We start from the raw sequence: 24949 nt of genomic DNA, 5'->3' as shown, positions 1-24949 counted from the left end.
GCAATTTGGCTTCTGATGCGATTTCGCAGGGAGGGGAACCATGGCTACTGACAGCGGTCAAAAATTCATTCGACGAAACCGCGCACCACGCGTGCACATAACATACGAGGATCCTTACGATGCCGAGCGGCTGATCGAGCTGCCGTTCGTCATGGGCGTCCTCTCCGACCTCTCCGGCAACAACCCCGGCATCGAGAAGTCGAAGGTCGAGGAGCGTAAGTTCCTCGAGTTCGATATGGACAATTTCGACAACCGCATGGCCGCAATCCAGCCCGGCGTGACGGCGCGCGTCGCCAATCGCCTCAGCGATGGTTCCGACGAAAAGATCTCGGTCAACTTGCGCTTCAACAAGATGGCAGACTTCACTCCGGTGGCAGTCGCCCGCCAGGTGCCGGCCACCGCCAAGCTGCTCGAGGCACGCGAACAACTCGCCAACCTGCTGCGCTACATGGACGGCAAGGTGGCCGCCGAGGACCAGCTGAAAAAACTTCTCGCCGATCCTCAACTGATGGCAGCGCTGCGGGAACGCGCGACAAGCCAGTCGAGCGAACCTGGCACCGAGAGCTAAGGAAGGAATGGGGACCATGGCAAAAGAAGCTGTTCACACAGAGAGCCCTACCCAAGTCAAAACCGTCGAAGCTGATGAGTTTGCCAGCCTGCTAAAGCAAAGCTTCAAACCGCGCACTGAACGTGCAGCGACCGAAGTCGAAAACGCCGTATCCACGCTCGTTCAAGAGGCGTTGAAGGACACAAGCGTCATAAAGTCGGACGTCCTCGACACCATCGAGGAGATGATCGCGCGGATCGACCAGAAGCTGACCGCGCAAATGAACGAGATTCTTCATACACCTGAGTTCCAGGCAATCGAAAGTGCGTGGCGCGGTCTCCACTACCTCGTCTTCAATTCCGAGACCGACGCCAACCTGAAAATCCGGGTGATGAACGTCTCAAAGAACGAGCTGTATCGAAATCTGCGGCTTTATCCCGATGCACGCTGGGACCAGAGCCCCCTTTTCAAGCAGATCTATGAGTATGAATTCGGCCAGCTGGGTGGCGAGCCTTTCGGCTGCCTGATCGGCGACTATTATTTCAGTCACCTCCCCACCGATGTGCAACTGCTCCGCGATCTCAGCAAGATCGCCGGCGCCGCACACGCCCCCTTCTTCAGCGGCGCCGAGCCGACGCTGATGGGAATGGACTCTTGGACCGAGCTGTCCAACCCTCGGGACATCGGCAAGGTGTTCGACACGCCGGAATATGCCGCATGGAAGGGACTGCGCGATCAGGACGACTCGCGCTATCTCGGCCTGTGCATGCCGCGCGCGCTCGGCCGCCTCCCCTACGGCGCGAAATCGGAGCCCGTGGAAGAGTTCGCCTTCGAAGAGGAGACGGACGGACACACCGGCGACAAATACGGCTGGATCAACGCCGCCTACGCAATGGCCGTCAACATCAACCGCGCCTTCAAGGAGTTTGGCTGGTGCACGCGCATCCGCGGTGTGCAGTCCGGCGGTGAAGTTATCAACCTGCCGACGCACACGTTCCCGACCGATGACGGCGGCGTCGACCTGAAATGCCCGACCGAGATCGCAATCAGCGATCGCCGTGAGCACGAACTTGCGAAGGCGGGCCTCATCCCGCTGATCCATCGCAAGAACACCGACAAGGCGGCGTTCATCGGCGCTCAGTCGCTCTACAAGCCGAAGAAGTATTTCGGCGAGAAAGGCGTGGATGCCACCGCCTCTGATAACCTGTCGTCACGACTGCCCTACATGTTCGCTGTGTCTCGCTTTGCGCACTATCTGAAGTGCATGGTTCGCGACAAGATCGGATCCATGAAGGAGAAGGATGAGCTGACGGTCTGGCTGCAGACCTGGATCAACGAGTACGTTGATGCCAATCCAGCCCTGTCGTCAGAAGCTCAGAAGGCGCGCAAGCCGCTGGCCGCTGCGAAGGTAGAGGTCATAGCAAACGAGGAGAACCCGGGATATTACAACGCGCGCTTCTTTCTTCGTCCACACTTTCAGTTGGAGGCGATGGACGTCGGCCTCAGTCTGGTTTCGCGCCTTCCCGGCCCCGGCTCCTGACGCCGCAGCATCGCAACCGTAACATGCAGAAATTTGAAAGGACTATGCTATGGCTGTCGACATTTTCCTGAAACTCGATCCGATTAAGGGCGAGTCGCTGGACGACAAGCACAAGGACGAAATCGATATTTTGAGCTGGTCGTTCGGCGAGAGCCAGTCAGGCACTTTCCACAGCGGTTCGGGCGGCGGTGCCGGCAAGGTCAGCATCCAGGACCTGCATTTCACGCACTTCGTCGACAAGGCCACGCCGGAGCTTTTCAAAGTCTGTGCGAACGGCAAGCACATTGATACGGCGATCCTCACGGTGCGCAAGGCGGGTGAAAATCCGCTGGAGTATCTCAAGATCGAGATGAAGCACATTCTGGTCACGAGTGTATCGACGGGCGGATCGCACGGCGAAGATCGCCTCACTGAAAACGTGAGTCTGAATTTCGCCAAGGTCAAGATGACGTACAAGACCCAGACGGAAAAAGGCGGCGCTGGAGCGGCGCCGGTGTTTGGCTGGGACGTTCCCGCCAACAAGGAATGGGCCTGATCGTCGGCTTCTGCTTGGCGTTGGTTGCGATTAGCTGAGCCGGCGCCGCACGGTGCGATTGCGTTGACGTCTCGGCGGGAGCGGTTACGAGCACGACCGCCTGCCGAGGCGACAACCATCCTAGAGACCAGCTGATGCTCCGCGAAAGGGCATAGCGGGCCCGGCATCTTGGGGAAGGTAAATGACCATTACTCCAAAGAGGGATCGTCTCTCTCCCCCGCTAATGCTGGCCTTTCGCTTGGCTCATGAAGCTCGCGATGCGCGCAAGAAGCTCAATTTGCGCGATGAATTCGGTGAACGGGTCATTGCCGGACGGCGTAGCGCCGGCCGCTTTCCGATCTCGGAAACGCTGTTGCGGCGGGAAATCTCTCATGACCTAGAAGCCCTTCTCAATACCATTGCTCTGGAATCGACTTTGGATCTGAGCGACCGGGATTGCGTCCGGAGATCGATCTTGAACTACGGCTTCCCCGATATCGCCCACCGCTCGATCGACGAGGTTACGGACGACGAACTCACCGACGCGTTGCGCGAGACGCTAGCGACCTACGAACCCAGACTCGACCGCAAGACGATTCGGGTTCGTCGCGACGGCTCGGTCGGCCCTGAGCAGCTGAAGCTGCGCTTCATCGTTCACGCCGACCTCAAAGCTGAGCCGCTCAACGTCCCCGTGGAATTTGTCGCCGACGTCGATCTCGACAGCGGCGACATCCAGATCAATCGACTTTAGCATGAATCGCGAATTCCTCGATTTCTACAATCGTGAACTGTCATTGCTGTACGAGCAGGCGGGAGATTTCGCCGAAGAATATCCAGGTATCGCAGAGCGCCTCGGCGGCCTGATCCGAGACCGCTCGGACCCGATGATCACGGGACTGCTGGAAGGCGCTGCCTTTCTTGCCGCCCGCGTTCAACTCAAGCTCAAGCACGAGTTCCCGGAATTCACTGCAAATCTGCTCGAGCAACTGGTACCGAACTATCTTGCGCCGACACCTTCGGCCATGCTGGTGACCGCACGGCCACCCTATGCCGACCCGGCGCTGCGTGACGGCAGGAAGATCGCGCGCGGCGCCTATTTCGACGCGACCTATCGCGAGAGAGAGCGAAGTCTTTCCTGCCGGTTTCGACTTTGCCGCGACATCGTGCTCTGGCCATTTGACGTCACAAGCGCCGAGTATTTCTCGACGGCGGGCGCTCTGCAGGCGCTTGGTATCCCGATCGACAGTGACGTCATCGCGGGGCTGAGGCTATCGTTGACCCATCGTAGTGCGGCCCGGCTCGAGGACGAGCCGCCGGACGCGGAGGCTCGGACCAAGCCGGAAACGTGGTTCGCAGGCTGCCGCGTGAGCGAGCTTCCGATCTACCTGTCCGGTGCGGAATCCGACGCCATCGCGCTTTACGAGCAGTTGATCTCGAATTGCAGGGGGGTCTACTTCCGGCATCTCGACGACTTTGGCGATCCGGTGGTGACTCGTGCCCCCCATGACAGCGTGCAGCAAATTGGTTTCGACGAGAATGAGTCTCTATTTCCTAACGATAACCGGATCTTTCGTGGCTCGGAATTGCTGCGTGAATACTTCATGTTTCCACGCAAGTTCCTCGGCATTACCCTCACCGGACTTCGCGGCGTGATGTCACGGCTGCGCAGCAAATCGATCGATATTGTCTTCGCATTCGATGAACACAGCTCACGATTGGCCGCCTCGGTGCGCCCCGAGACGTTCAGGCTCTATACCGCGCCGGCGATCAATCTGTTCGAGAAGACGAGTGACCGTATTCCGGTCAAGTCGAATACGCACGAGTACCATGTGGTGCCAGATCGCAGCCGCTATCTGGAATACGAACCGCACCAGGTGCTCGAAGTCTACGCACACCTTCCGGCAGAGAAGGATAAGCGCCCCGTGCGCCCGCTATATTCGGCCGCCGTCGACCGGAGCGGCGGGTCGGCCGACAGGCTTTATTTCACTGTGCGCCGCTTGCCGCGGCGCCGCACAGTGGAAGAAAAGACATACGGCGCCTCCTCAGACTACACCGGGACGGACATGTTCCTGTCACTGCTCGAGCCCGGTGAATTGAGCGGCAAAGGCTCTGTCGCCGAACTGAGCGTTCGGGCTCTCTGCTCCAATCGCCATCTCACGGAGCACTTGCCGGTCGGCCAGGGCGGCGCCGATTTTCGTTTGCTGGACGACACATCTCTTGATCTGATGTGCGTCGCTGGTCCGACGCCGCCGCGCGAGCCGGTGGTGGCCCAATTGCGCAGCCGCAGCGAAATCGTCAACAGCGGCGTTGTCAGCTGGCGGCTCATCAACATGCTCAGCCTCAACTATCTTGGGCTCGTCGAGCGCGGTGGCGGCAAGAACGCCGGAGCGCTGCGCGAGATGCTGTCCTTGTTCGCCGACCAATTCGACGACGCCACGGAACGCAAGATCCGCGGCGTGCGCAGCATAGAAAGCCGCCCCATCGTGCGACGCGTGCGTGAGCGCACCGGCAGCGGCGCAGCACGTGGCTTGGAGATTATCGTCACACTCGACGAGAAGGCATTTGAGGGCAGCGGCGTGTTCTTGCTCGGGGCGATCCTGGAACGCTTCTTTGCCGACTATTCCGGCTTCAACACCTTCACCCAGACGGTCATCTCGACGCCGGAGCGCGGCGAGATCATGCGATGGCCGCCGCGCATGGGCACGCGGAGACCGCTATGACCCTGATCGACCAGATGAAGGCCGAGCCCTGGCGTTTCGATTTCTTCCATACGTTACGCCAGTTCGAGCGCGCCAACCCGGATCGACCGCGGATCGGTGACAGTGCCGCGCGCCGCGACGAATATGTCGACCTCGGCCAAGTGCCTTATCTGGAGTTTCCCGCCTCGAATCTCGCGGCCGTGGACGACCAGAGTGGCCGGCTCAGGATACTCGTCAAATTTCTCGGCCTCCTGGGCCCGCAGGGCGCCCTGCCCATTGCCACCACCGACGAAAGCCTCAGCTGGTGGCTGATGCGGGATGACGCTTTCCCGCGCTTTCTCGATCTGTTTAACGGGCGCTTCCTGCAACTCTTCTTTCGTGCCTGGGCCGACGCGCGCCCGATCGCGCAGCACGACCGCCCGGCAGACGATCGCTTCATTGCCTATGTCGGCTCCTTCGCCGGCTTGGGCACCGATGTTTTCGCCGATCGCGATACCGTTCCGGACATGGCGAAGCTCAGCTTCGCTGGACTGGTCGCGCCAAGGGCGAAGTGTGCATCACGGTTGACGCGATTCCTGCAAGGACTGTTCGAGGTCAAAGTCGAGATCGACGAATTCGTCGGCACTTGGCTCTCGTTCGACCCAAGTCACTGCAGCCGGCTCGGCGGAACGCATGCGAGGCTCGGTCAGGACGCCCTTCTGGGCTCGCGCGTGTTCAGCGTCGAGGACAAGATCAGAGTTCGGGTCTTTGTCAGAACATTTGCTCAGTACGAAGAATTCCTGCCGACCGAAACACCCAACCTGTCGGAGCCACTGGCCGACGCCGTTTTCTTCTATGTCGGCGACGAATTGGAATGGGAGGTAGAGCTCGCCATTCCTGCCGGAGAGGTTGTACCGGTCAGGCTCGGACAAAGTGGTCGACTTGGATGGACTTCTTGGGTCTCGCCGAACTGGGCCTCCACAGAAGAATATCGCCGCGATGCACGCTTTCAGCTCGGGGAGCGATTGAGATCCCGCCGGAGCGCCGCAGCCAATGCCACGGCGATTTGAACCTATCCATAGTGCTGATCGCCTAATGCTATGGAATTTGAAGCCAATTCCGCATGATGACAAGCATCCGCGGAGGAGTTGAGCAGGAGGAGCCGCCGTGACCGACATCAGCATTGAAGCTGTAACGGGCAAGCTGAACCGGGCCGGCTATGATGCCTTCATACAGGCCCTGCGCCACGCAAAGAGCGCCGGCAATCGCAACGTCGAGCTTGCGCACTGGCTGTTTCATATTCTGCAGCAGGAGGGCAACGATCTCAGCCTCTCGGTCGATCACTACAAGCTCGACCGCGCGCGCTTATTGTCGGACCTGGCCGGCGTGATCAGCGGCTTTGCTAAGAACGAGACCGACATGCCGGGCGTCGCGAATTCGGTCATCGATCTGCTCGATCGCGGCTGGCACTATGCCACGCTTTTCTTTGGCGAGACCCAGATCCGCACCGGTCATCTGCTCGTTGCCGGCCTGAAATCGAACGATATTCGTCGCGCGCTGAACAACCTCTCGCGGGAATTTGCCAAGGTCAACGTCGACGCACTGGCGGCGGAACGCCGCGCTGTCTGGACCGGCTCCGACGAGGAGAACATGCGGCCGATGGACGGATCGGGCCTGGTTGGCGCCGGCACGGAAGGCGCGGCCCAAGCTGGTCCGAAGGGCACGACGCCGCTCGACCGGTTCTCCCAGGACCTCACTGCCAAGGCTAAATCGGGCGAAATGGATCCGATCCTTGGCCGGGACGAAGAAATCCGCCAACTGATCGACGTGTTGATGCGTCGGCGGCAGAACAATCCAATTCTCACCGGCGAGGCTGGCGTCGGCAAGACCGCAGTTGTCGAAGGCTTTGCGCAGCGCATTGCCGCCGGCGACGTGCCGCCACCGCTGCGCAATGTAAGGCTCTGCGCACTCGACATCGGCCTGATGCAAGCCGGCGCCTCCATGAAGGGCGAGTTCGAGCAGCGCTTGCGGTCGGTGATCGACGAGGTCCAGAGCTCACCTACTCCCATCATCTTGTTCATCGATGAGGCCCACACACTCATCGGCGCCGGCGGCGCCGCCGGTACCGGCGATGCGGCCAATCTCCTGAAACCTCCCCTCGCCCGTGGCACGCTTCGTACGATCGCCGCCACCACATGGGCGGAATATCGCCAGTACATCGAGAAGGATCCCGCGCTCACCCGGCGCTTCCAGCCAATCCAGATCGATGAACCTGATGTGGAGACCTGCTGCATCATGCTTCGCGGACTTCTCGGTCCGATGGAAAAGCACCATGGCGTTCGCATTTCGGATGCTGCGATCGTCGCAGCAGTCAACCTGTCCCACCGATACATTCCTTCACGGCAGTTGCCGGACAAGGCGGTTAGCCTGCTTGATACAGCCTCGGCACGCGTAGCCATCAGCCAGAGCGCGACGCCGGCCTTGATCGAGGATGCACGCGTGGCGATTGCCGCTCGTGAAGCTGAGAGATCTGCGCTCGTCAGCGACGGCGACCTTGGGATAGAGGACAACGAGCGCATTGTCGCGATCGACAACGACATCGCCGCACTGAAAGACAAGCTGACGAACCTCGATGGCGATTGGGCGGTCGAGCAGGAGCTCATCAAGGACATCCGCAGCATTCGTGAAATCCTGTCCAGGCCCAAGGAAGGCGAAGATCCGGCTGCCAGGCGCGCGGAGCTGCGCGGCAAGTTCGACACACTTGAGACCATCAATCCGGAAAAGCGAATGGTCTATGCCCATGTAGACCAGCAGTCGGTGGCGTCCGTTGTCTCTGATTGGACCGGCATCCCGGTCGGCCGGATGATGCGCGACGAGATCGAAACCGTGCTGAAGCTACCGGAGATCCTCAACCGCCGCGTCGTCGGCCAGTCCCATGGGCTGACAATGATCGCCAAGCGAATTGAGACCAGCCGCGCTAAGCTGGACAACCCGTCGAAACCGATCGGCGTATTCATGTTGGCTGGCCCGTCCGGTGTGGGCAAGACCGAAACCGCCCTGGCGCTTGCCGAGACTCTTTATGGCGGCGAGCAAAACATGATTACGATCAACATGTCAGAGTTCCAGGAAGCGCACACCGTCTCGACCTTGAAAGGCGCACCTCCCGGGTATGTCGGCTATGGCGAAGGTGGGCGCCTCACCGAGGCCGTCCGGCGCAAGCCCTATAGCGTCATTCTGCTCGACGAGGTGGAGAAAGCTCATCCCGACGTCCATGAGATTTTCTTTCAGGTATTCGACAAAGGAACCATGGAGGACGGCAACGGGCGACGGATCGACTTCAAGAACACTTTGATCATCCTTACCACCAACGTCGGCACCGATATGATCATGGGCCTATCACGCGATCCAAAGTATCGCGACGAGCCGGAAGAGCTCGCCAGGATGCTAAGGCCGGAGTTGCTCAAGGTGTTCCCAGCGGCGCTGCTCGGACGCATCGTCTCGATACCGTACTTCCCGCTATCGGACGAGATGCTGTCCGGGATCGTGCGTTTGCAACTCGACCGCATCGGAAGGCGCCTTCGCGACAATCATAACGCGACCTTCGGTTATGACGACGCGGTCGTCGAGCACATTGTGTCGCGCTGCAACGACCCCGACTCCGGTGGGCGAATGATTGACAACATCATCACCAACACCCTGCTCCCCGAGCTGTCGCGCGAATTCCTCAGCAAGTCGCTCGCCAAGGAAGAGGTGAAGGAAGCACGTGTCTCGATCGACAACAACAAGTTCGCATATTCGTGGAATTGAGCACGATGAACATTCAAACCGAGCATCGTCACCCAAACATCGGTCCAACGCCATACGACGAGGTCTACTACCCGGGCCATGTTTATGGGCTTACTCATCCCAACCATCTTGCTACCATGGCCGCCGTTTACGGCATGCAGCCGGCGCCGGTCGAGCGTTGCCGGGTGCTGGAGCTTGGCTGCGGCGTCGGCGGCAACCTGTTGCCGATGGCCTTTCAATACCCGAACAGCGAATTCGTCGGTGTCGACCTGAGCGGCGTGACGATCGAGCGCGGTCAGAACAATGTCGCTACATTGGGCCTGGAGAACATCAAGCTTCTCCACTGCGACATCATGAATGTCGATGCAAGCTTCGGACGGTTCGACTACATCATCGCGCACGGCGTGTATTCCTGGGTGCCACCCTCGGTGCGCGAGAAGATGATGATGATCTTCAAACAGAACCTCGCGCCGCAGGGGGTCTGCTACGTCAGTTACAATGCGCACCCGTTCTCACATATGCGCGACATGGTCCGCGACATGATGCGGTATCACACCCGCCGCCTCACCGGCATGAAAGAAAAAGTAGGACAGGCCCGCGCAATCTTGAAGTTCTTGAGCGAGGGATCGAAAGCCAACTCGGTTCACGGCGCGATCATGCGCGATCAGTACAACCGCGTCCTCAAGGCGCCCGACGAGCTGTTGTTTCATGACGATCTCGACGAAGGCGCCGAGGCCTTCCTGCTGCACGAGGTTGTCGAGCTTGCAGGCTCTCATGGCTTGCAATATCTAAGCGACGCCGATTTCTCGCGACGCAATCTGGCGGGCTATTCCGAGGAGGTACGCGCGACGTTGCAACGCTTCCCGGAAACCGAGTTCATGGCACGCGATCAGTATCAGGACTTCATCGACGGTAACGGCTTTCGCCGTACCTTGCTCTGCCACGACAACGTCTCGCTCTCCCGCCAGACCGACCTCGATTTCGTCACCCGGTTCTATTTGCTGAGCACGACGAGCCCGGTTGATCCGGACGCCTGCGTAACGGACGATTCAGCGATGGAATTCGAAAATGAGGACGGTAGCAGGATCACGGTGACCAATTCGCTCTTGAAGGCGGCGCACCTATGCCTCGGCCGCGCTTGGCCTCGCGCGCTGTCATTTGACGAATTGCTCGATGGGGCGCGAGTGCTGCTTGGCGGCGGGCAGGCAGATGATGACCAAAAGGCGTTGACCGAGGCGATGTTTATCCTGGCTTGCAGCGGCGAGGTCTCGTTCCGGCTGTCGCGTCCCTTCTTATTGACGGAAGCGACCGAGCATCCGCAGGCGAGCCTGCTCGCGCGAAAACAAGCGCAAACAGGTCCGCTCGTCACCAATCTCCTCCACCAAACCGTGCAGTTGGAGGACGACCGAACCAGGGATTTCCTGCAATTGCTCGATGGTACGCGGACCATCGACCAGATCACGGCCGAAATGACCGAGAAATTCGGCCCGACCATCCAGGTAGATCAGAAGGATCGTGCCAGGAAGCCCGCCGAGCCGCTGCTGCTATCAACGCGAGAAAGCGTTCAACGCTCGCTTGCGATGGTCGGCAAGCTGGGCTTGCTAATCGCCTGACGCGCTCATGTGCGCCGGGCACCGTGGAAAGAGTGGCGGAAGGAACCAGAAGATCTGCTACCTCCCGAAACAGGCGAGGTGCCCATCACTCAGCCATCGTGGGTGTACTGCTGGCCGAGCAGCCATCCGGTGAGAATACCACCGGGTCCGCTGGTATAGACCGGATGAAGGCCCACGCCGGCACGCAGCATCCGCCATTCACTCTCGCCGACCCAGGGAATGCCAGGATCGCCCTTTTGGTATTGCGACAGTAACGTTTTGGCGACCTCAGCGGCATTGGCGTAAATCGGGCCGTTGGCCCAGCGCGGCCGCGGGAGGCCGGTCATGCGGCAATAGAGCGCCGTGCAGACGTACGCGGACGCCTCTTCGGCATTGGCGTCGAGGCCGGTACGCAACAGATCGTAGGCTGCATGCAGGCTCTCATGGACGATATAGGCTCCGTCCATCCGCCCCGCCGCCGACACGACCTCCAGCGTGTTCGCAGCGACCGCTGTGCCGTCCGCCCTGGTTCTCGCCACATCGTTATATTGTGCGGCAACGCCTGCCGCGAGATCCGTCGGAGCCCTGACGGTGACCCGCCCCAACCGGATCGCGCGGGCGACGTGATGGAACGTTTGCGGCGCAATCGTCACGTGGCTGCCGCGGATCGGAAATCGGAAACGAATGCGTGCTACCGCCGGCCCATTGAGTATATCCAATACCCTGCCTCGCAGTGACATCTGATCGTCCTCGCCGCTTAAAGTACCCCCTGCATAGTGGTCGCCGATTCCAGTTGGCGGGTTCAAACTGCATCGGTGCTGGGGCAATAGGGGTTTGACTCTTGCCGTAATTGGCATGGGGCGTTCGGTAACCTCATAGAACGAGCAGACATTGAACCCGAACCCGTTCGGGCGAGACCAATCTGAGGTGAGGATTGCCACGGAGGGCGCGCCATGACGACGACCGATCCGACGACGACCGACACTTACCGGAAGATCGCGGCGCGATTGACCATGCTGCGACCGCAGATCGATTTGAAGAATTACTTTGCCGGCGCCAACCCGAATGTGCGCCTTTATGACGAGAAGCCCTACATCCGACACCAACTCGAGAAGTATGGTGTCGCTGCCGCGACGACCACGCTCGACGGCGTCACCTTCCTGCCCAAGGACTGGGAAGAGCTGATCAAGAAGCTGCGCATTGCCAAGACGACGGACGGATTCGACGCATTCGCCGAAGGGCAAAGCCCGGAAAAGGCGTCGCATTGGGCTCTCGATCTGTCGATGGCGGCAACGATCGGCAAGGGGTTTCGGGAGATCTGGCGCCCAAAGCTGTCCGACAAGCCACTCTCAACGCGGGATCTCCCGGGCCGGCACGGCTTCGGGCTCGGACGCGACCGCGGACAATGGAGCGATGCCTACAGCTCGCAATTCGGCAAAGACCCGCAGCCCCAGGACATCACCTCGCTGCATTTCGCAGTAGCACCCGACCGGGTGAACGTGCACATCGACGAAACAGGCTTCGTGTTCGAGGGCGTGGACGGTGCCCTTACGGTCGGGCCGAACTTCATGCACCACGCCGGCAATGAGCTGTTCTGGAAGAGCAACTCACATGTGCCGCGTTGGGCGGCCGAACACATCGACTTGATATTGCCGAACAGCGCGAACGACTTTTCGCGCGTGGGCGTTTCGGTCGACATGTACCAGCGCAAAGATCTGCGCGTCACGGTCACCGGCTCCTGCGGAATTTTTGGCGGTTTCGAGTGCTCCGGAACCGTGAGCGTCAGCGGCACGCATGACCTGCTAGGCTCGAGGTCAAAAGGCCGACGCTAAAGCGGGGGTTGCTGGTTCGATTGTCTACGCCTCCAAGCTACGAATGAGGCTCCTCCCTAGCCTACCTGTTCGCGGTCCGAATGAATGGAACCATCGAACCGCCTCAAGGTAACGGCGACCAATGAATATTGGTGGCAAGAGTAGTTCTGCAGGACTCAGCAAGGGAGGTCCTTACATTGCCGAACCAGGAAAGACCCTTGAAGCCTGTCGTCGAAAGCTACGTACCGCCAGCGGGAACGCGACATGCGGTGGCGGCAGGTGAGACCTGGATATCCCTCGCCAAGCGGATCGGCATCGATCCATGGGACCTCATCGAGTTCAATTTTCCGGGCATCAAGCTCGTCAAACAGCGCGATTTCCAACAAGCCACAAGGCAGGTGAACTGGTACCTAGCCGAGTATGTAGGCTGCCGCGCGATATCGCCCGACCGCCAGAATTTTGCGTTTTCTTCCGGTACGACCGGCGGGAAAGGTGGATGGAAAAGCGGCTTCATCTATCTACCGCCAGGTACGCCGCCTCCCCCGCCGATTGCGCCAATTCCACCGGTTGCGCCCACACCAGTGGCCCCGATCCCACCGGCATGTGAAGGAGGCCGACCCGACTTCGCCCGCGTGCTGGACGTCAGCGAACGGGATTTCGCGCGCAACGTCTTTGGCCCGACCCTGCCGCCGTGGGAGACGATCGCGATTACCAACGGCCTGGGAGCAGGCGGAAGACCGTGGACGAACGACGGACCGTTCTTTAGAGGAAGCAATCCCATGGTGCCGAGCATGCGGTATGCCATCAATCTTGGCAATGTCGCGTTCAGTAACCTGGCATCTCCTAGCCCCACCTTCGGCCTCCTGTGCGACAACTTCGGTCGAATTTGCGACCTCTTCGTGCACGAAATGACCCATGTGTGGCAGGCGTTCAACGATTCGAACTGGACGATGGCGCGCTCCTTCTGGGCGCAGACAATCGGTGCCGGCTACGAGTACACGCCCGGCGACTCCCGGGACTCATACAACGTCGAGCAACAGGCACACATCGTTGAAGATTGGCACAAATACAAAATCAGTCTTCCGATGCTTGCCGAGGAACGCTATCCGTACGTCCGGCTCGTGATCCGATCTGGACGCCTCACTTTTCCTCGCGGGCTGGATCTGGCGGCATTGAAAAAGGACCTTCAAGATCTGCGCGCAAGGCACCTGGAGTAGGTCCGCCGCAAGGGAGTGGTCGGGAGCTTACTCAAGTGATGCAACAACACGCCGATAATTCGACGCGGTGCGGTAGCGCATTCTTCCTCTCTCCGAGAGTAGTTTTACGACTTGTCCAGCGTGCTGGTCAGCTTCATAGCGCAAGCACACGGAGAAGAATTGCGCGGCCGCCATGCGACAGGCAATCGACGTCCTGGCAGACTGTTTTCTGCGTCGCTAGCGCGCGGCGCATAGCTCGCGACAACCGCGGTCAGAATAGCCTGGGCTCGACGTACAATTTGCTCGCCCTCGCAGCCGCCGACGAAATCCAGACCGCAAAATCATCGATCGAGGTTCAAATCTACACTAAGCAAACTCGACACCAGCACATTGCCCCGCATGGCGAATTTCCGGTGTGTTGCCGGGCTCAACCGGCGAGCAACGATCCGGATGATTATCCCGGCGCGGTGAACCGGCGCGACACTATTGTGGATTAAGGTTGGGGAAAGCTTTAGCAAGCTTCGCACAGTCCTTGCAGGATTCCGGTGTATACGCGGCGCAAAGCTTCATGATCGTTCCTCGGAGGGGCTTCAACCTGGTCTGCCCTTACGGGCTTTCAACGGGCGTGGGGACGAGTAAGATGCTGTCTCGTGGCCCGGAGGCGGCATGAGCCAGCGCAAGTTCATGGGACTTGTCGGCGGTGCGACAGCATCAGGGCCGGGCATTGCGCTAGCGAGCCAGCGATCAGCCAACGCAGCCGCCGAGCCCGGTTACGAGGATGAGCAAGAATTCCCACTGATCATCGCGAACATCCCCGCAACCCCTCGTCAAAAGGCCTGGGCGGTGGGTGTCGCCGTCTTGCTCATCGTCCTTGCAGCGGTCATCGCGCCGTTCGCCCGGATCCAATTGGGCCAGATTAATGGTTTCGTTCCAGTGTTGCAGACCGCGTTGGCCTTGGCCGAGTTCATCACGGCAGCCCTGCTATTTGCTCAATTTTCGATCCAGCCTAAACGGGCACTTCTCGCACTGGCAAGCGGATACGTTTTCAGCGGATCATTCGCATTCTTGCAAACGCTCGCCTTTCCGAACGGATACGCTTCCGCGGGTGTCATTGGGGATGGACTGAACAGCCCAGCTTGGCTTTACGTGCTATGGCACGCAACGTTCCCCGCGGCGATTTTCGGCTACGGGTTCACGAAGGATCATTCCGCCGGCGGCAGACCAGGCAAACCTGCAACAGCCGCGATCATAATAGTTGTCGGGTGCATCGGCGCCGCCGTGGCAGGACTGACGTGGATCGTGAACGCGAAAGCCGAATGGCTTCCTAATTTCTACGTGAACGACGTCAGGCACCAGACCCCTCTCGGCAATCAGGTCAACCTGATGCTTTTGCTATGGAATCTGACTGCTCTCACCGTTTTGTTTGCACGCATGCGCACCATTCTTGACCTCTGGCTGATGGTGACTTTGCTCGCCTACTTGCCGAACTTTCTGGTAGCAATCATCGGCAGCTCGGTTCGGTTCACCATCGGTTGGTACGCAGCACGCGGTTTCGTTCTCGTCGGCAGTTGCATGTTGCTGACCGTATTGCTCATCGAAACGATGTTTATCTATTCGCGCCTTGCCAGCGTCATTGCCCTGCAACGACGCGAACGAGCGAACCGGCTTCTCAGCATCGACGCGGTCACTGGCGCGATCGCCCACGAGTTAAGATCGCCATTGGGGGCCATCTCGCTCAATGCTGCGACAGGCCTGAGTCACCTGCGAGCTGCCCCCCTTGAACTGGAGGACCTCGAGAACATCCTGTCTGACATCGAAGCGGACAGCAGCCGCGCCGCTGACATCATATCGAACATTCGCGAGATGACAATCAAAACGGCGCAGGGCGGCGCTTCAGCAAACGTCGAGGATGTCGCCGAGCTTGCGCTGAGACTGTTGAGGCACGATCTTCTTGCCAATGGCGTAACAGTAATTACGGAGTTTCAGGGCAACATTCCCCCAGTCGCTCTGGGCGGCACTGAGCTTCAGCAGATTGTCCTGAACCTCTGCAAAAACGCGCTTGACGCAATGAGTTCTGTCCCCGCCGATCAACGACAGCTCCGTATGAAAACCAGCCTTGATGGTGGCGCAACGGTCCATTTGTCCGTAGAAGACTCCGGCACCGGCATCACACCCCGTCACCAAGAGCGCATCTTCGATCCGTTCTTCACGACGAAACAAGGCGGTATGGGGTTGGGGCTGGCCATCTCCTCCAACCTGGTCGGAAGGTGCGGTGGAAAGCTGAGGCTGGTCAAATCGGACGTCAGGGGCTCCGTTTTCGAGCTGGAAATGCCCGTCTCCGCCCCCGCTTCGGTGCAATGACGGTACGGGACCGTCACGACCATTCCGCCTTTCGCGCGCGCTCACTTCAGAGAGATCATGATTGTGCTGAGACTAGCGGCGAATTCCACCTCGGCTTTTGGTCCCTGCAGCACCATCGTGACCCCTTTGTCGTTGCGCAGCTGAGCGCCATTGATGCCGCCGATCAGGGCAGCCCCGCCACCGACCGAGCTGTATGCGCCGGCAAAATCGCTGACCTCTCGAATGCCTGAAGCCCAGCCCTCGAGCCACCCAACGGTAGCGCCGACGGTAAAACCCAAGCTTACCCCGCTGATGCGGAACGGATGATGGCGGCCGCGATAGGTCAGCACGCCGCCCAGCGCCACCGCCCACGAGCAGCCCCGCCTTTACGATCTTGATCCGGACCTGCGCGGATGCCTGTGCAAACGATGGGGTCGTCGGGATAAGGAGTGCGAGCAGCACGAGGCCTGCCAAACGCCAAAGAAGCCCACGCAAGATCTGCGTGCGTCGCTCAGGGTTTTGCACCATCCAGCTTCTTCCAGGTCTGGTCCGGATCGAACGCGCTGATGCGGGAAACGAGGACCTTGGTCCGAGGCCCGAGATCCTTCTGGTAGACAACGCCCGCATGGTTGACCAGGAAGGTCATGACGCCGGAATTGCCGTACTCGGCCGGCCAGGCGACCAGTGCGAAACCTCCGATCATCTTGCCGTTGACGACATAGTTCAGCGCGCCGCCTGGCGTGTTCGATCCCTGCCCCTTCAGGATGCGGAAATAGTAGCCATGATAGGGCGCCGGCCCCTCCTCGGCCTTGTAGCCTTCGGCCGAAGCCTGCGCCGCCAATGCACCGAGCGGGCTCTGGTCGCTGTCGTCGCGCCAGAACAACCCGTCCTTCTTGCCGGCACTGCTGACGATGCGCTGCGCGTACACGCCAGTACCCTCACCGCGATCCTTGTCGGCGTATTCGTTCTCGGCATCGACAAAGGCGAGACTGGTCTGGATCGCGTCGAGTTCATTGCGGCCGATGCGGCGATACAGCACCTCAATGCGGCCTTCGGCGGTATCGAATTCCCAGCCGGTCCTGGTGTTGACGAGCGGAATCGGGAACGGAAAGTCGTCCGGACCCAACATCAGCACTGCCTTCCTGTTACCTTCCGCCTTGATCGCATGCTTCGCATCATACATCGAGGTGAAGCGTTTCCGGATGTCGACGTCGGCGACCTCGTCGCCGGAGGAAACGATGTCCTCGGCAGCGCTGCCGAGGACTTTCAGGATGGCCCGGTCCGGCCCGCTTTTCACGGCGGCAGCGAGCGCCGCTGCCGCATCCTCCGGTGTCGGATAGGACTGCTGCGCAAGGGATGGCGAGCTCAGGAGCCCCACCGCAATAATGGCCGGCAAGATGGCGAGACGAAGCGACTTCAAACCCATCATGGCGTCACCTCGCCAGGAATCCGCGCGCCGCTCTCGAGCCAGTCGCGATAGGTACGGAATTTCAGACCGAGCTTTTCGTAATAGACCCGGAGATAGCCGTCGGCTCCGCGGGTGACGGCTACCGGCTTCACGTCCTCGACTTCTTGCGCAATGACGCCGACATAGGCCTTGTCGCTGCCGATATAGCTGAAGCGGTAATAACCAAGACCGCTTGCGAGATGGCCGAGCAGAACGACGTCATGCTTCAGCGCGATATCGGAACGCCGTCCGCCGCCACCACCACCACGGCCTCCGCCACCCTGGAAGCCTCCGCCGCCGCCTCGGCCGGCGAAGCTCGCACCTCCGCCACCGCCACCGCGCGGTCCCATGCTCGCCATGCTCGCATGACCACGCGCCGATGCTGCGGCCGCCGAGCGGCCCGACGACACGTTCAGCACGCTTCCGCTACCACCGCGGTTCACGGCTTTGGCGCCCCCACCCTTGGCGCCGCCCGCTTTAGGGCCAGCACTCTTTGCGCCGGCATTCTTGGCACCACCGCCCTTGGCCGCGCGATCGCCACCGCCTTTGGCGCGATCGCCTCCCGCCTTGGCGCGATCCCCGGCGCCTTGACGGTCGCCACCTCGCTCGCCAGCGCGATCTGCCGCACGATCCCCAGCGCGATCTGCGCCACCAGGCCGATCCTGTCCCGGCTTCAAGACTTGCTGTCCGTCGCGGCCGCGGAAATCCATGCGGTCGGCGGCGCCGGCCTTCAGATTGCTATTGCCGAAGCGCTGCTGAACGTTGGCGTTGTTGTAGCGTACCCCTTGGCGATGCGACGGATTGTGCTGCCAGCCAGTTCCGATGTTGGTGGTGCGGTGATTGATATAGACGTTGCGGTTACCCCAGTTGCAGCCGCCGCCCCAATAATTGCCCCAGCGACCGATGGCCCAGGCTGTGCCGAACGCGAGACCCGCCGCGACGACGCCTGCGCCGATGTAGGACGGGTAGCCGAAGTAATATGGTGGATACTCGGTGTAGGGCCACGCGCCGTAGACCGTCGCAGGCTCGTAGTACGGCACGTACATCGTATCGGGAACCGCCGGCTCGATCACGACCACCTGCCTGCTTTCCTCGGACTTCACGGTCACCTTCTGCTGCGTGGTGGTCACCAGCTTCTTGTTGTCATAAGCCTTGGTCCGCAGCCGCTGGACCGCATCCATCACATCCGATTGCTGCGCGAGCACGGCGTCGCCCAGCGCCCTGGTCCAGTCGAGCTTGTCGCTCATCATGGCCAACGCTTCGGCGGTTGAGGCCAGCGCCTTGACGCTGTCATCCCAAGGCTGCTTCTCGACTTCAGTCTTCAGGGCATCACCCTTCAGAGTCTTGCGCTCTTTCAGCCAGCGATCGGCCTGAACGACTTCCAAGGGATAGGTGGACGCGGCCAGCACGTTTGCAAGCAGTTCGTCCGGATAGAGCGCAATCGGTGCGACCAGAGCTTCGAGCTGCTCGGGCTTGAGCAACTCAGCAGCCGATAGAGGCTTGCCGGCGGTTTGGACTCCGCTACTTGGGGCCGCCGGAGCGTCTGCGGTTTGGGCTACTGCGGCGACAGGCATCGCCAAGAGCAACGCCATCGCGATCAGAGTGTTCCCGCAACGAAGCATCACGTCCTCCCTTGAGCTCCCGTTGGACCAAGCATCTTGGACGATCAGTGTCTTCTATTGATCAAGATCAAAGAAGATGGAGCTCTCCCGGAGGTCGGAGCTATTCACTCCGCGGCCGGACGTTCGATCCGATCGATGTCCGGCCGCACCGCTTGGCCGCTGCTGCCCAGCCGCGCAGAAAGTAAGATCCGGCGATCGTGGATCAGGCTTTGAAGGCGGTGCGCGGCTACATTCAGGGTGGAGACATCGAGCGCATTCTCGTCTCCTGCAGCGGCCTTGGCGCGCTGGCCCTGGAGCACCCGGTCGATCTCGACCTCGATATCGGACAGTTCGGCCTCCGCCTCCGTCCTGCGTATCCGCGCGCCCAGTGCATACAGTAAGTCCAGGCCCCGTTCGTCCTTAGAAGGATCACGCACCTGAAGGAATTTCCAAGCCGCCGCCAATATAGAGATGAGGCCGCCGAAAATCATGGGCGCGAGGAAGATCGCGTTTCCCCATTCGTCCAGAAAGCTCTGCTGCGTTCCGTTGTAGAATGCCGCGGCGCCAGGATGAACCGGGAGGAAGGCGTCCGAATCCGTGCTCGGTGCGGTCATTTGCGAGAGGATCGGCAATTCGCCGAGCAGGTCCCTGCGCGCCTTAATCAGCGCGTCGGCCAGGCTGCCCGCCACCTCTGCGCTGAGCTGCTTTTGCGCGACCACATAGAACGAAACCCGCAGCGTGGTAAGATCCTCGCTCGGGACAGGCGGCGAACCGCGCAGCGTGCCCTTCGGGACATCGAAGCTTTCATAGGCGCGCTGCTTTTCAGCGATGGCACCAGCCGCCTCGACGGGAAGGAGGACCGGCGCGGTCTTCGGCGTCTGCAGAAAGAGGCCGCGCAAGAGGGCGAGATACTTTTCCGCAAGGGGAACGACGATCAGAATAGCCCGTACCTCCTTGGCATCGAGTGCCCGCCGCGCGTCTGCCGGTTGGAGATTGCGGAATGTCACGTTGGCGCGTCCAAGGCCGTATTCGTCGCTGAGGACGTCGACGACCTTGCGATTCATCTCGCCGCCGATCACGCCGACGCTGGTGCGCTTCAGACCAGCGATTTCGGTAATGGAGGAGCCCGGCGGCGCAACCAGCAGGACAACGGCATGGGCGAGAACCACGATGGCCTGCGCCTGCGATAGGTCGCCCACGTCGCCGCGGACGACAGCAAGCTCGACCTTTTCCGCCGCAAACTGCTCGGCAGCATCAAGCGCGTTGGTGGTTTCCACAAGCTTGAGCCGGACCGGGGCGTTCACCACGGCAAGCCGGCTCGCCAACGCCGATACCAGACGCGTGGCTTCGCCATCCAGCGACCCGACCGCGATGGTCAGCGTCGTCGGGTGAGAGTACCAGCGGTAGCCGAACAGGCCCGCTCCAAGCACGAGCACAACAGCGCTGGCGACAATGAAGGAACGAAGCCAGATCGGCATTTTTGCGGGGACCATGTGGCGCTCATAGTGAATATGCGCTGGGTGGTCGGACTGGCTCATGATGCCAGACCGGCTCAACTGAGGCGCATCGCTGAACCGACGTGCGATTCAAACCAAAGCGAAGCCGGTCAGTGCCCGCTCAGCACCAGCGTCTTGATCGGCAGCAGCAGCGCCTGAATTCGCAAGAGCATGGCGTGCACGAGGCCGACACCGTCGACAACATGCAGAGCGACGGCCCGACCCGTGCCCGTCTCCTTTGCGGATATCTCCTCGTGATTGCTGGTATAGGCATTGACGATGCAGCTGCTGCCCGGCGTCACGCCTTCAAGTCCGCCCTTATAGAGCGGCTCAAGGAAGGCCAGGATCGTGCCGGGCCGGCCGACGTTCTGCGCTTCTATCAGTTGCTCGCCACTTCGGAACTGCCCGGCTGCGATGTAGTCCTGGACACTGGTGACGACCATGGGAATGATCACCCACGGCTTCGAGATGCAGGTTGCTTCCGCCACCATGCCGACCTTCATCACCTGCGCCTCGATCTGACCAAAGCCGGCCTGCAAGGCGCGCCTGCCGGCGCCGTCCGGAACCAGCACGCCGGCCGGGCGCATCAGCTGATTGACGACATCGCCGGTGCGGACCAGGAATTGCTCCACGCGGCCGTCGACACCGGCGCGAACGAAGGTCTTGTCCAGATCGACCTGCGCTTCCGCCAACGCCGCCTGGCCGCTCGCTTTTTCAGCCGGCAACAGCGTTGAAAGCCGCAATGTCGCTGACGTCTTGGACGCGGTGGCCGAGTCCACACCAGCCTGCCGCTGGTTGACCACGACCTGTAATTTCTCGATATCGCGCTGCGGGACGATACCGGGGTTGCGGCGCTGCAACTCCGTCTTGACATCCAGCTCGTCCTTGGCCTGCTGAAGGCTGGCCTTGGCTTCCTGGATCTGCGCTTCGGCTTTGACGACGTCGTTTTCGGCGCTTGTCATCGCAGCGTCGACCTCGGCGATCTTGCGGGTGGCTGTTTCCAACGCAGCCTTCTGCTTCGAACCGTCCAGCCTGAACAGCACGTCTCCCTTCTTCACGGCCTCGCTGTAGCCGACATTGACTTCCGCGACGCGGCCCGAGCCCTCGGGCAGGATCGGCACCGTGCGGAAATAGAGCGTGGCCGAGGTCGTCGACGGATGAAAGTAGAAGATCATCGTGATCAGAGAAATCGTGAGCATCAGGCAGCCGGTGATGCCCCATCGCAATTCGTACCAAATGGAAAAGAACGTGATCTCTTTGCCGAAACGTTTGCCTTGGGCATAGCGGCGGTAGAGGTAGTCCGGCAGGATGGTCAGAAGAGAGCAGAACATGAGCTCAAACATGGCTGTGTTCCTTCCCCTTGACGATCGGCTTCTCGACCGGCGGCAGGATTGGCAGTTCGGGCTCGCGGCCCTCACCGGGCGCCGCGTCAGCGATTCTCTCGACCGAGCCTGCGATGCTCCGCAGCGGCGTGCCGAAATCCGGCAGGTCGATCATTGCGAGCAGAAGGCCGGCCACCCAGAAAATGTGCATGTGCGTAAAGAGCGAGATGATGCCCAGCACGGCCACGATCTCGAACTGCAGCTTCTGCGACTTGTGCGCCATTCGTTCGGGGAGGCTGTGCAGCTTCCAATAGAGCGTACCGACCCAGAGCACGCTGCCGATCAGGAAGATCCCCATCATCACCATCAGCACGTCCGTGCCGCTTCCCGGCGCGAGATAGAACGGCAGATGATGCGGGGCCAACGGATGAATTTGCTCGGTCAATGGTCGCCTCCACAGAAGGGATCAGGGCGTTCTGCGCGCCGGCTCGTTACCGTGGCCGCGCAGGTGAGAAAATTGCTTGATATGAATCAAAGGTCCGGACGGCGCGAGCCATACCTTAGCCCTGACTCCGATCCCACAGCAAGCCAGGAACGCACCAATCATGCCCGGCATCGATGAGCTCATTCCCAACGCACTGCAAATTCGCAAGGAAGCTGCGCTCGAGGAAGCCAGAAAGGCCGAGGAATATGTTCGCCTCGCCGCCGCGGCCGAAGCCGAGAAACGCGACTTGATCGAACGGCTAAGCAAACCGTCCGGAAAATCCGAGGAGGAGAAAATCAAGCTCGCCTCGACCATCATCCAGCGCGCGGTTCGCAACGGCCTGACCGAAGTGCAGGTCTATCGCTTCCCGAATACCCTGTGCACCGACAAGGGCCGCGCGATCAACCAAATGGAGGCGGGCTGGGAGAAAACGCTGACGGGAATTCCAAAAGAGATCTTCGAGCTCTGGTCCGAATACCTCAAGCCGCGCGGCTATCGCATCGGCTATCAGGTCATCGATTTTCCCGGCGGCGTGCCCGGCGACATCGGCGTCATCATTTCCTGGGGCGACTGATCACGTTTCGGCCGAGTTAAGAGAAGGCGGAGCGGCATGGCAAAGGACGAAGCCTCAGAGCGGATGAAGCGCAAGGACTACGAGAAGGAGCTCGAAAAGCTCCAGATCGAGCTTTGCCATCTCCAGGATTATGTAAAGGAAAACAAGCTTCGAGTCATCGTCCTGTTCGAAGGCCGCGACGCGGCCGGCAAGGGCGGCACGATCAAGGCGATCACTGAAAAGGTTAGCCCGCGCGTGTTCCGGGTGGTGGCGCTGCCGGCGCCATCGGATCGCGAAAAGACGCAGCTCTTCTTCCAGCGCTACATGAAGCAGTTTCCGGCGGGCGGCGAGATCGTGATCTTCGACCGGAGCTGGTACAATCGCGCTGGCGTCGAATATGTCATGGGATTCTGCTCGCCCGCCGAGCACGATCGTTTCCTCTCGCTCTGTCCGCAGATGGAAAAGTACGTCATCGACGGCGGCATCATCCTGATCAAGATCTGGCTCGAGGTCGGGATGGACGAGCAGGAGCGCCGCTTCCACGCCCGCATCGACGATCCGGTGCGGCAATGGAAGCTGAGCCCGATGGACCTCGAATCCTTCAAGCGCTGGTATGATTATTCGCGCGCGCGCGACCTGATGCTCAAGAAGACGAGCACGAAGGACGCCCCATGGTACATCATTCGGTCCGACGACAAGCGGCGGGCGCGGCTGAACTGTATCGCGCACATCCTGGAGGCTATCCCGCACAAGCGGATCAAGAAGGACGAGGTGAAGCTGCCGAAGCGCTCCGACAAGGGACGTTACAATGACCAGGCCCCCTTGCGCGGGATGAACTTCGTCGCCGAACGCTATTGACGAAGTGATCGGGCCGCACGGCGCGCGCGGTCCGATCGTTGACGGTCAGATCGATGCTGCCGACGGACTTCGCTGGGTCCGTCAGCAGCGCATTCCCTCCTCAATACGGATACTGGTTGGGGCAGACCCAATTGCCGTACGTGTCCTGATAGCAACCGTTGTTGTAGTTGTTGTTGTAGTATCCGTAGGCGCCCGCGGCGGCCGCACCGACGGCAGCAGCACCGTAAGCCGCGCCTCGATAGCCATATCGCGGATAGCCTCCAGGATAACCGGCGACGGGACGGCCCGGACGGCCCGCAACGGGGTAACGGGGGCGACCCGGACGACCGGCGATCGGATGGCTTGGCCGCGGACCTCCTACGTAATGGCGTCCGCCTCCGCCATGGATCCGCCCGGCGTGAACGGCGCCGCCATGGAAACCTCCGGCGCGCATGCCCCCTCCACCTCCGCGATAGCCACCACCACCGCCACCTCCGCGGCGGGCATAGGCATCATCGGGAATGAGCGTGGCCGTGAGAAGAACGACGGCCGCAACAAGAGCCAGAAGATAACGAAGCATGGCATGTCCTCCCTCGATATGGGTGCCGTGATCCGCTTTCGACGATGCCTCGCGGAACGCGGTTGGCACCCGAACATGGCACTGAGTTGCGGCCGCTTCCCTGACTTACGTGCATGAGAGAAGCAGCCGCCATTCAAGAGCGCCGCGACCGCCGAATCGGCGCGACTGCCGCTCTACCGCTTCAAAGCTATCGTCACGCCCCCCACAGCGGCTGACAGCTCCGCACCGACCTTCGGCCCGCTAAGCTGCAGAATCACGCCGTTGCCGTTTTGCAGCTGAACGGCACCTGCGCCGGCGGCGACGGCACCGCCCGCACCGCCCACAGCATAAGAGCCTTCGATCGACTCCGGCCCCCTCAGGTTAAGAGCGCGGCCGACCAGCTTGGTGGTCGAGGCGCCGATCGTGAAGCCGACGCTCATGCCCGAGACGGTGAAGGGATATTTGTGGCCCCGCAGCAGCAGAACGCCCTCGCCGCCACCGACGCCGACGATGAATCCGCCTTTGGTGAAGACCACGGCGACCTGGCCGGTCTCTGCCTGCGACGGCGTGCCGAAGCCGGCGACGCCTGCCAGCGAGGCGACCAGGGCGGCATAGATAGCAACTTTTCTCATGAGTTTTATTTCCT

The 24949-nt window shown here is 60.8% G+C and carries 23 protein-coding genes; 14 read left to right on the top strand and 9 right to left on the bottom strand.

Annotated features, from left to right (window positions below):
• Positions 1-40 precede the first annotated feature (40 nt).
• From tssB to AB3L03_RS33445, 8 genes are all read left to right on the top strand, one after another.
• On the top strand, positions 41-568 hold the full coding sequence (gene tssB / locus AB3L03_RS33480; protein ID WP_026233414.1) for a type VI secretion system contractile sheath small subunit: 528 nt from the start codon (positions 41-43) through the stop codon (positions 566-568).
• Positions 569-584: 16 nt separating this feature from the next.
• Complete coding sequence (tssC, locus tag AB3L03_RS33475; protein WP_018457634.1) at positions 585-2087, top strand: type VI secretion system contractile sheath large subunit; 1503 nt, start codon at positions 585-587, stop codon at positions 2085-2087.
• A 49-nt stretch (positions 2088-2136) separates the two neighbouring features.
• Positions 2137-2622: a type VI secretion system tube protein Hcp gene (locus AB3L03_RS33470; RefSeq protein WP_018457635.1), complete on the top strand. Its 486-nt coding sequence runs from the start codon at positions 2137-2139 to the stop codon at positions 2620-2622.
• 181 nt (positions 2623-2803) lie between these two features.
• On the top strand, positions 2804-3352 hold the full coding sequence (gene tssE, locus AB3L03_RS33465) for a type VI secretion system baseplate subunit TssE (RefSeq protein ID WP_026233415.1): 549 nt from the start codon (positions 2804-2806) through the stop codon (positions 3350-3352).
• A 1-nt stretch (position 3353) separates the two neighbouring features.
• Positions 3354-5321, top strand: coding sequence for a type VI secretion system baseplate subunit TssF (tssF, locus tag AB3L03_RS33460; RefSeq protein ID WP_018457637.1), 1968 nt, complete (start codon positions 3354-3356; stop codon positions 5319-5321).
• On the top strand, positions 5285-6349 hold the full coding sequence (gene tssG, locus AB3L03_RS33455; protein WP_368507860.1) for a type VI secretion system baseplate subunit TssG: 1065 nt from the start codon (positions 5285-5287) through the stop codon (positions 6347-6349). Before tssF ends, tssG begins: the two co-directional genes overlap by 37 nt.
• A gap of 97 nt (positions 6350-6446) precedes the next feature.
• On the top strand, positions 6447-9086 hold the full coding sequence (gene tssH, locus AB3L03_RS33450) for a type VI secretion system ATPase TssH (protein ID WP_368507859.1): 2640 nt from the start codon (positions 6447-6449) through the stop codon (positions 9084-9086).
• Between the two features lie 5 nt (positions 9087-9091).
• Complete coding sequence (locus AB3L03_RS33445) at positions 9092-10678, top strand: methyltransferase regulatory domain-containing protein (protein ID WP_368507858.1); 1587 nt, start codon at positions 9092-9094, stop codon at positions 10676-10678.
• Between the two features lie 89 nt (positions 10679-10767).
• On the opposite strand, the gene AB3L03_RS33440 is transcribed toward AB3L03_RS33445, so the two are convergent.
• Entirely contained in the window at positions 10768-11310 is a 543-nt protein-coding gene (locus AB3L03_RS33440; RefSeq protein ID WP_018457641.1) for a hypothetical protein, read from the bottom strand.
• Positions 11311-11610: 300 nt separating this feature from the next.
• Here AB3L03_RS33440 and AB3L03_RS33435 point away from each other — a divergent pair, with 300 nt between their 5' ends.
• The 4 genes from AB3L03_RS33435 (at position 11611) to AB3L03_RS33420 (ending at position 16025) form a co-directional block, all read left to right on the top strand.
• Positions 11611-12489, top strand: a complete 879-nt coding sequence (locus tag AB3L03_RS33435) for a hypothetical protein (protein WP_162496436.1) — start codon at positions 11611-11613, stop codon at positions 12487-12489.
• Between the two features lie 197 nt (positions 12490-12686).
• Positions 12687-13685, top strand: a complete 999-nt coding sequence (locus tag AB3L03_RS33430; protein ID WP_368507857.1) for a hypothetical protein — start codon at positions 12687-12689, stop codon at positions 13683-13685.
• Between the two features lie 278 nt (positions 13686-13963).
• On the top strand, positions 13964-14161 hold the full coding sequence (locus AB3L03_RS33425) for a hypothetical protein (RefSeq protein WP_157643029.1): 198 nt from the start codon (positions 13964-13966) through the stop codon (positions 14159-14161).
• A 169-nt stretch (positions 14162-14330) separates the two neighbouring features.
• Positions 14331-16025, top strand: coding sequence for an MASE4 domain-containing protein (locus AB3L03_RS33420; RefSeq protein ID WP_368507856.1), 1695 nt, complete (start codon positions 14331-14333; stop codon positions 16023-16025).
• 41 nt (positions 16026-16066) lie between these two features.
• On the opposite strand, the gene AB3L03_RS33415 is transcribed toward AB3L03_RS33420, so the two are convergent.
• The 6 genes from AB3L03_RS33415 to AB3L03_RS33390 all read right to left on the bottom strand — a co-directional run bounded on the left by AB3L03_RS33415 (position 16067) and on the right by AB3L03_RS33390 (position 22315).
• Positions 16067-16354, bottom strand: a complete 288-nt coding sequence (locus AB3L03_RS33415) for a hypothetical protein (protein ID WP_368507855.1) — start codon at positions 16352-16354, stop codon at positions 16067-16069.
• A gap of 161 nt (positions 16355-16515) precedes the next feature.
• Positions 16516-17433, bottom strand: coding sequence for a DUF2950 domain-containing protein (locus tag AB3L03_RS33410; RefSeq protein ID WP_368507854.1), 918 nt, complete (start codon positions 17431-17433; stop codon positions 16516-16518).
• The gene (locus tag AB3L03_RS33405) at positions 17430-19073 is read right to left on the bottom strand and encodes a DUF3300 domain-containing protein (protein ID WP_368507853.1); all 1644 of its coding nucleotides are present in this window, start codon (positions 19071-19073) and stop codon (positions 17430-17432) included. The genes AB3L03_RS33410 and AB3L03_RS33405 overlap by 4 nt, the downstream gene beginning before the upstream one ends.
• Positions 19074-19177: 104 nt before the next feature.
• On the bottom strand, positions 19178-20545 hold the full coding sequence (locus tag AB3L03_RS33400) for a TAXI family TRAP transporter solute-binding subunit (RefSeq protein ID WP_368509106.1): 1368 nt from the start codon (positions 20543-20545) through the stop codon (positions 19178-19180).
• A gap of 113 nt (positions 20546-20658) precedes the next feature.
• A complete protein-coding gene (locus AB3L03_RS33395) occupies positions 20659-21891 on the bottom strand; it encodes an HlyD family secretion protein (protein ID WP_018458148.1) in 1233 nt (410 codons plus the stop codon).
• On the bottom strand, positions 21884-22315 hold the full coding sequence (locus AB3L03_RS33390) for a hypothetical protein (RefSeq protein WP_368507852.1): 432 nt from the start codon (positions 22313-22315) through the stop codon (positions 21884-21886). The genes AB3L03_RS33395 and AB3L03_RS33390 overlap by 8 nt, the downstream gene beginning before the upstream one ends.
• A gap of 160 nt (positions 22316-22475) precedes the next feature.
• Between AB3L03_RS33390 and AB3L03_RS33385 the strand changes: the two genes are divergently transcribed.
• Both AB3L03_RS33385 and ppk2 read left to right on the top strand, forming a co-directional pair.
• Complete coding sequence (locus AB3L03_RS33385; RefSeq protein ID WP_204511558.1) at positions 22476-22928, top strand: hypothetical protein; 453 nt, start codon at positions 22476-22478, stop codon at positions 22926-22928.
• Positions 22929-22964: 36 nt separating this feature from the next.
• Positions 22965-23765: a polyphosphate kinase 2 gene (gene ppk2, locus AB3L03_RS33380; protein ID WP_018458145.1), complete on the top strand. Its 801-nt coding sequence runs from the start codon at positions 22965-22967 to the stop codon at positions 23763-23765.
• A gap of 100 nt (positions 23766-23865) precedes the next feature.
• Here the strand turns inward: ppk2 and AB3L03_RS33375 are convergent, their stop codons facing one another.
• Positions 23866-24324, bottom strand: a complete 459-nt coding sequence (locus AB3L03_RS33375) for a hypothetical protein (RefSeq protein ID WP_368507851.1) — start codon at positions 24322-24324, stop codon at positions 23866-23868.
• Between the two features lie 173 nt (positions 24325-24497).
• Positions 24498-24935, bottom strand: coding sequence for a hypothetical protein (locus tag AB3L03_RS33370; protein ID WP_018458143.1), 438 nt, complete (start codon positions 24933-24935; stop codon positions 24498-24500).
• Between the last annotated feature and the right edge of the window lie 14 nt (positions 24936-24949).

The organism is Bradyrhizobium lupini (assembly GCF_040939785.1).
In the GTDB taxonomy this organism is placed as follows: Bacteria; Pseudomonadota; Alphaproteobacteria; order Rhizobiales; family Xanthobacteraceae; genus Bradyrhizobium; species Bradyrhizobium canariense_D.
Note: the sequence above shows the minus strand (reverse complement) of the source record. Positions and strands in the feature narration are given on the sequence as shown.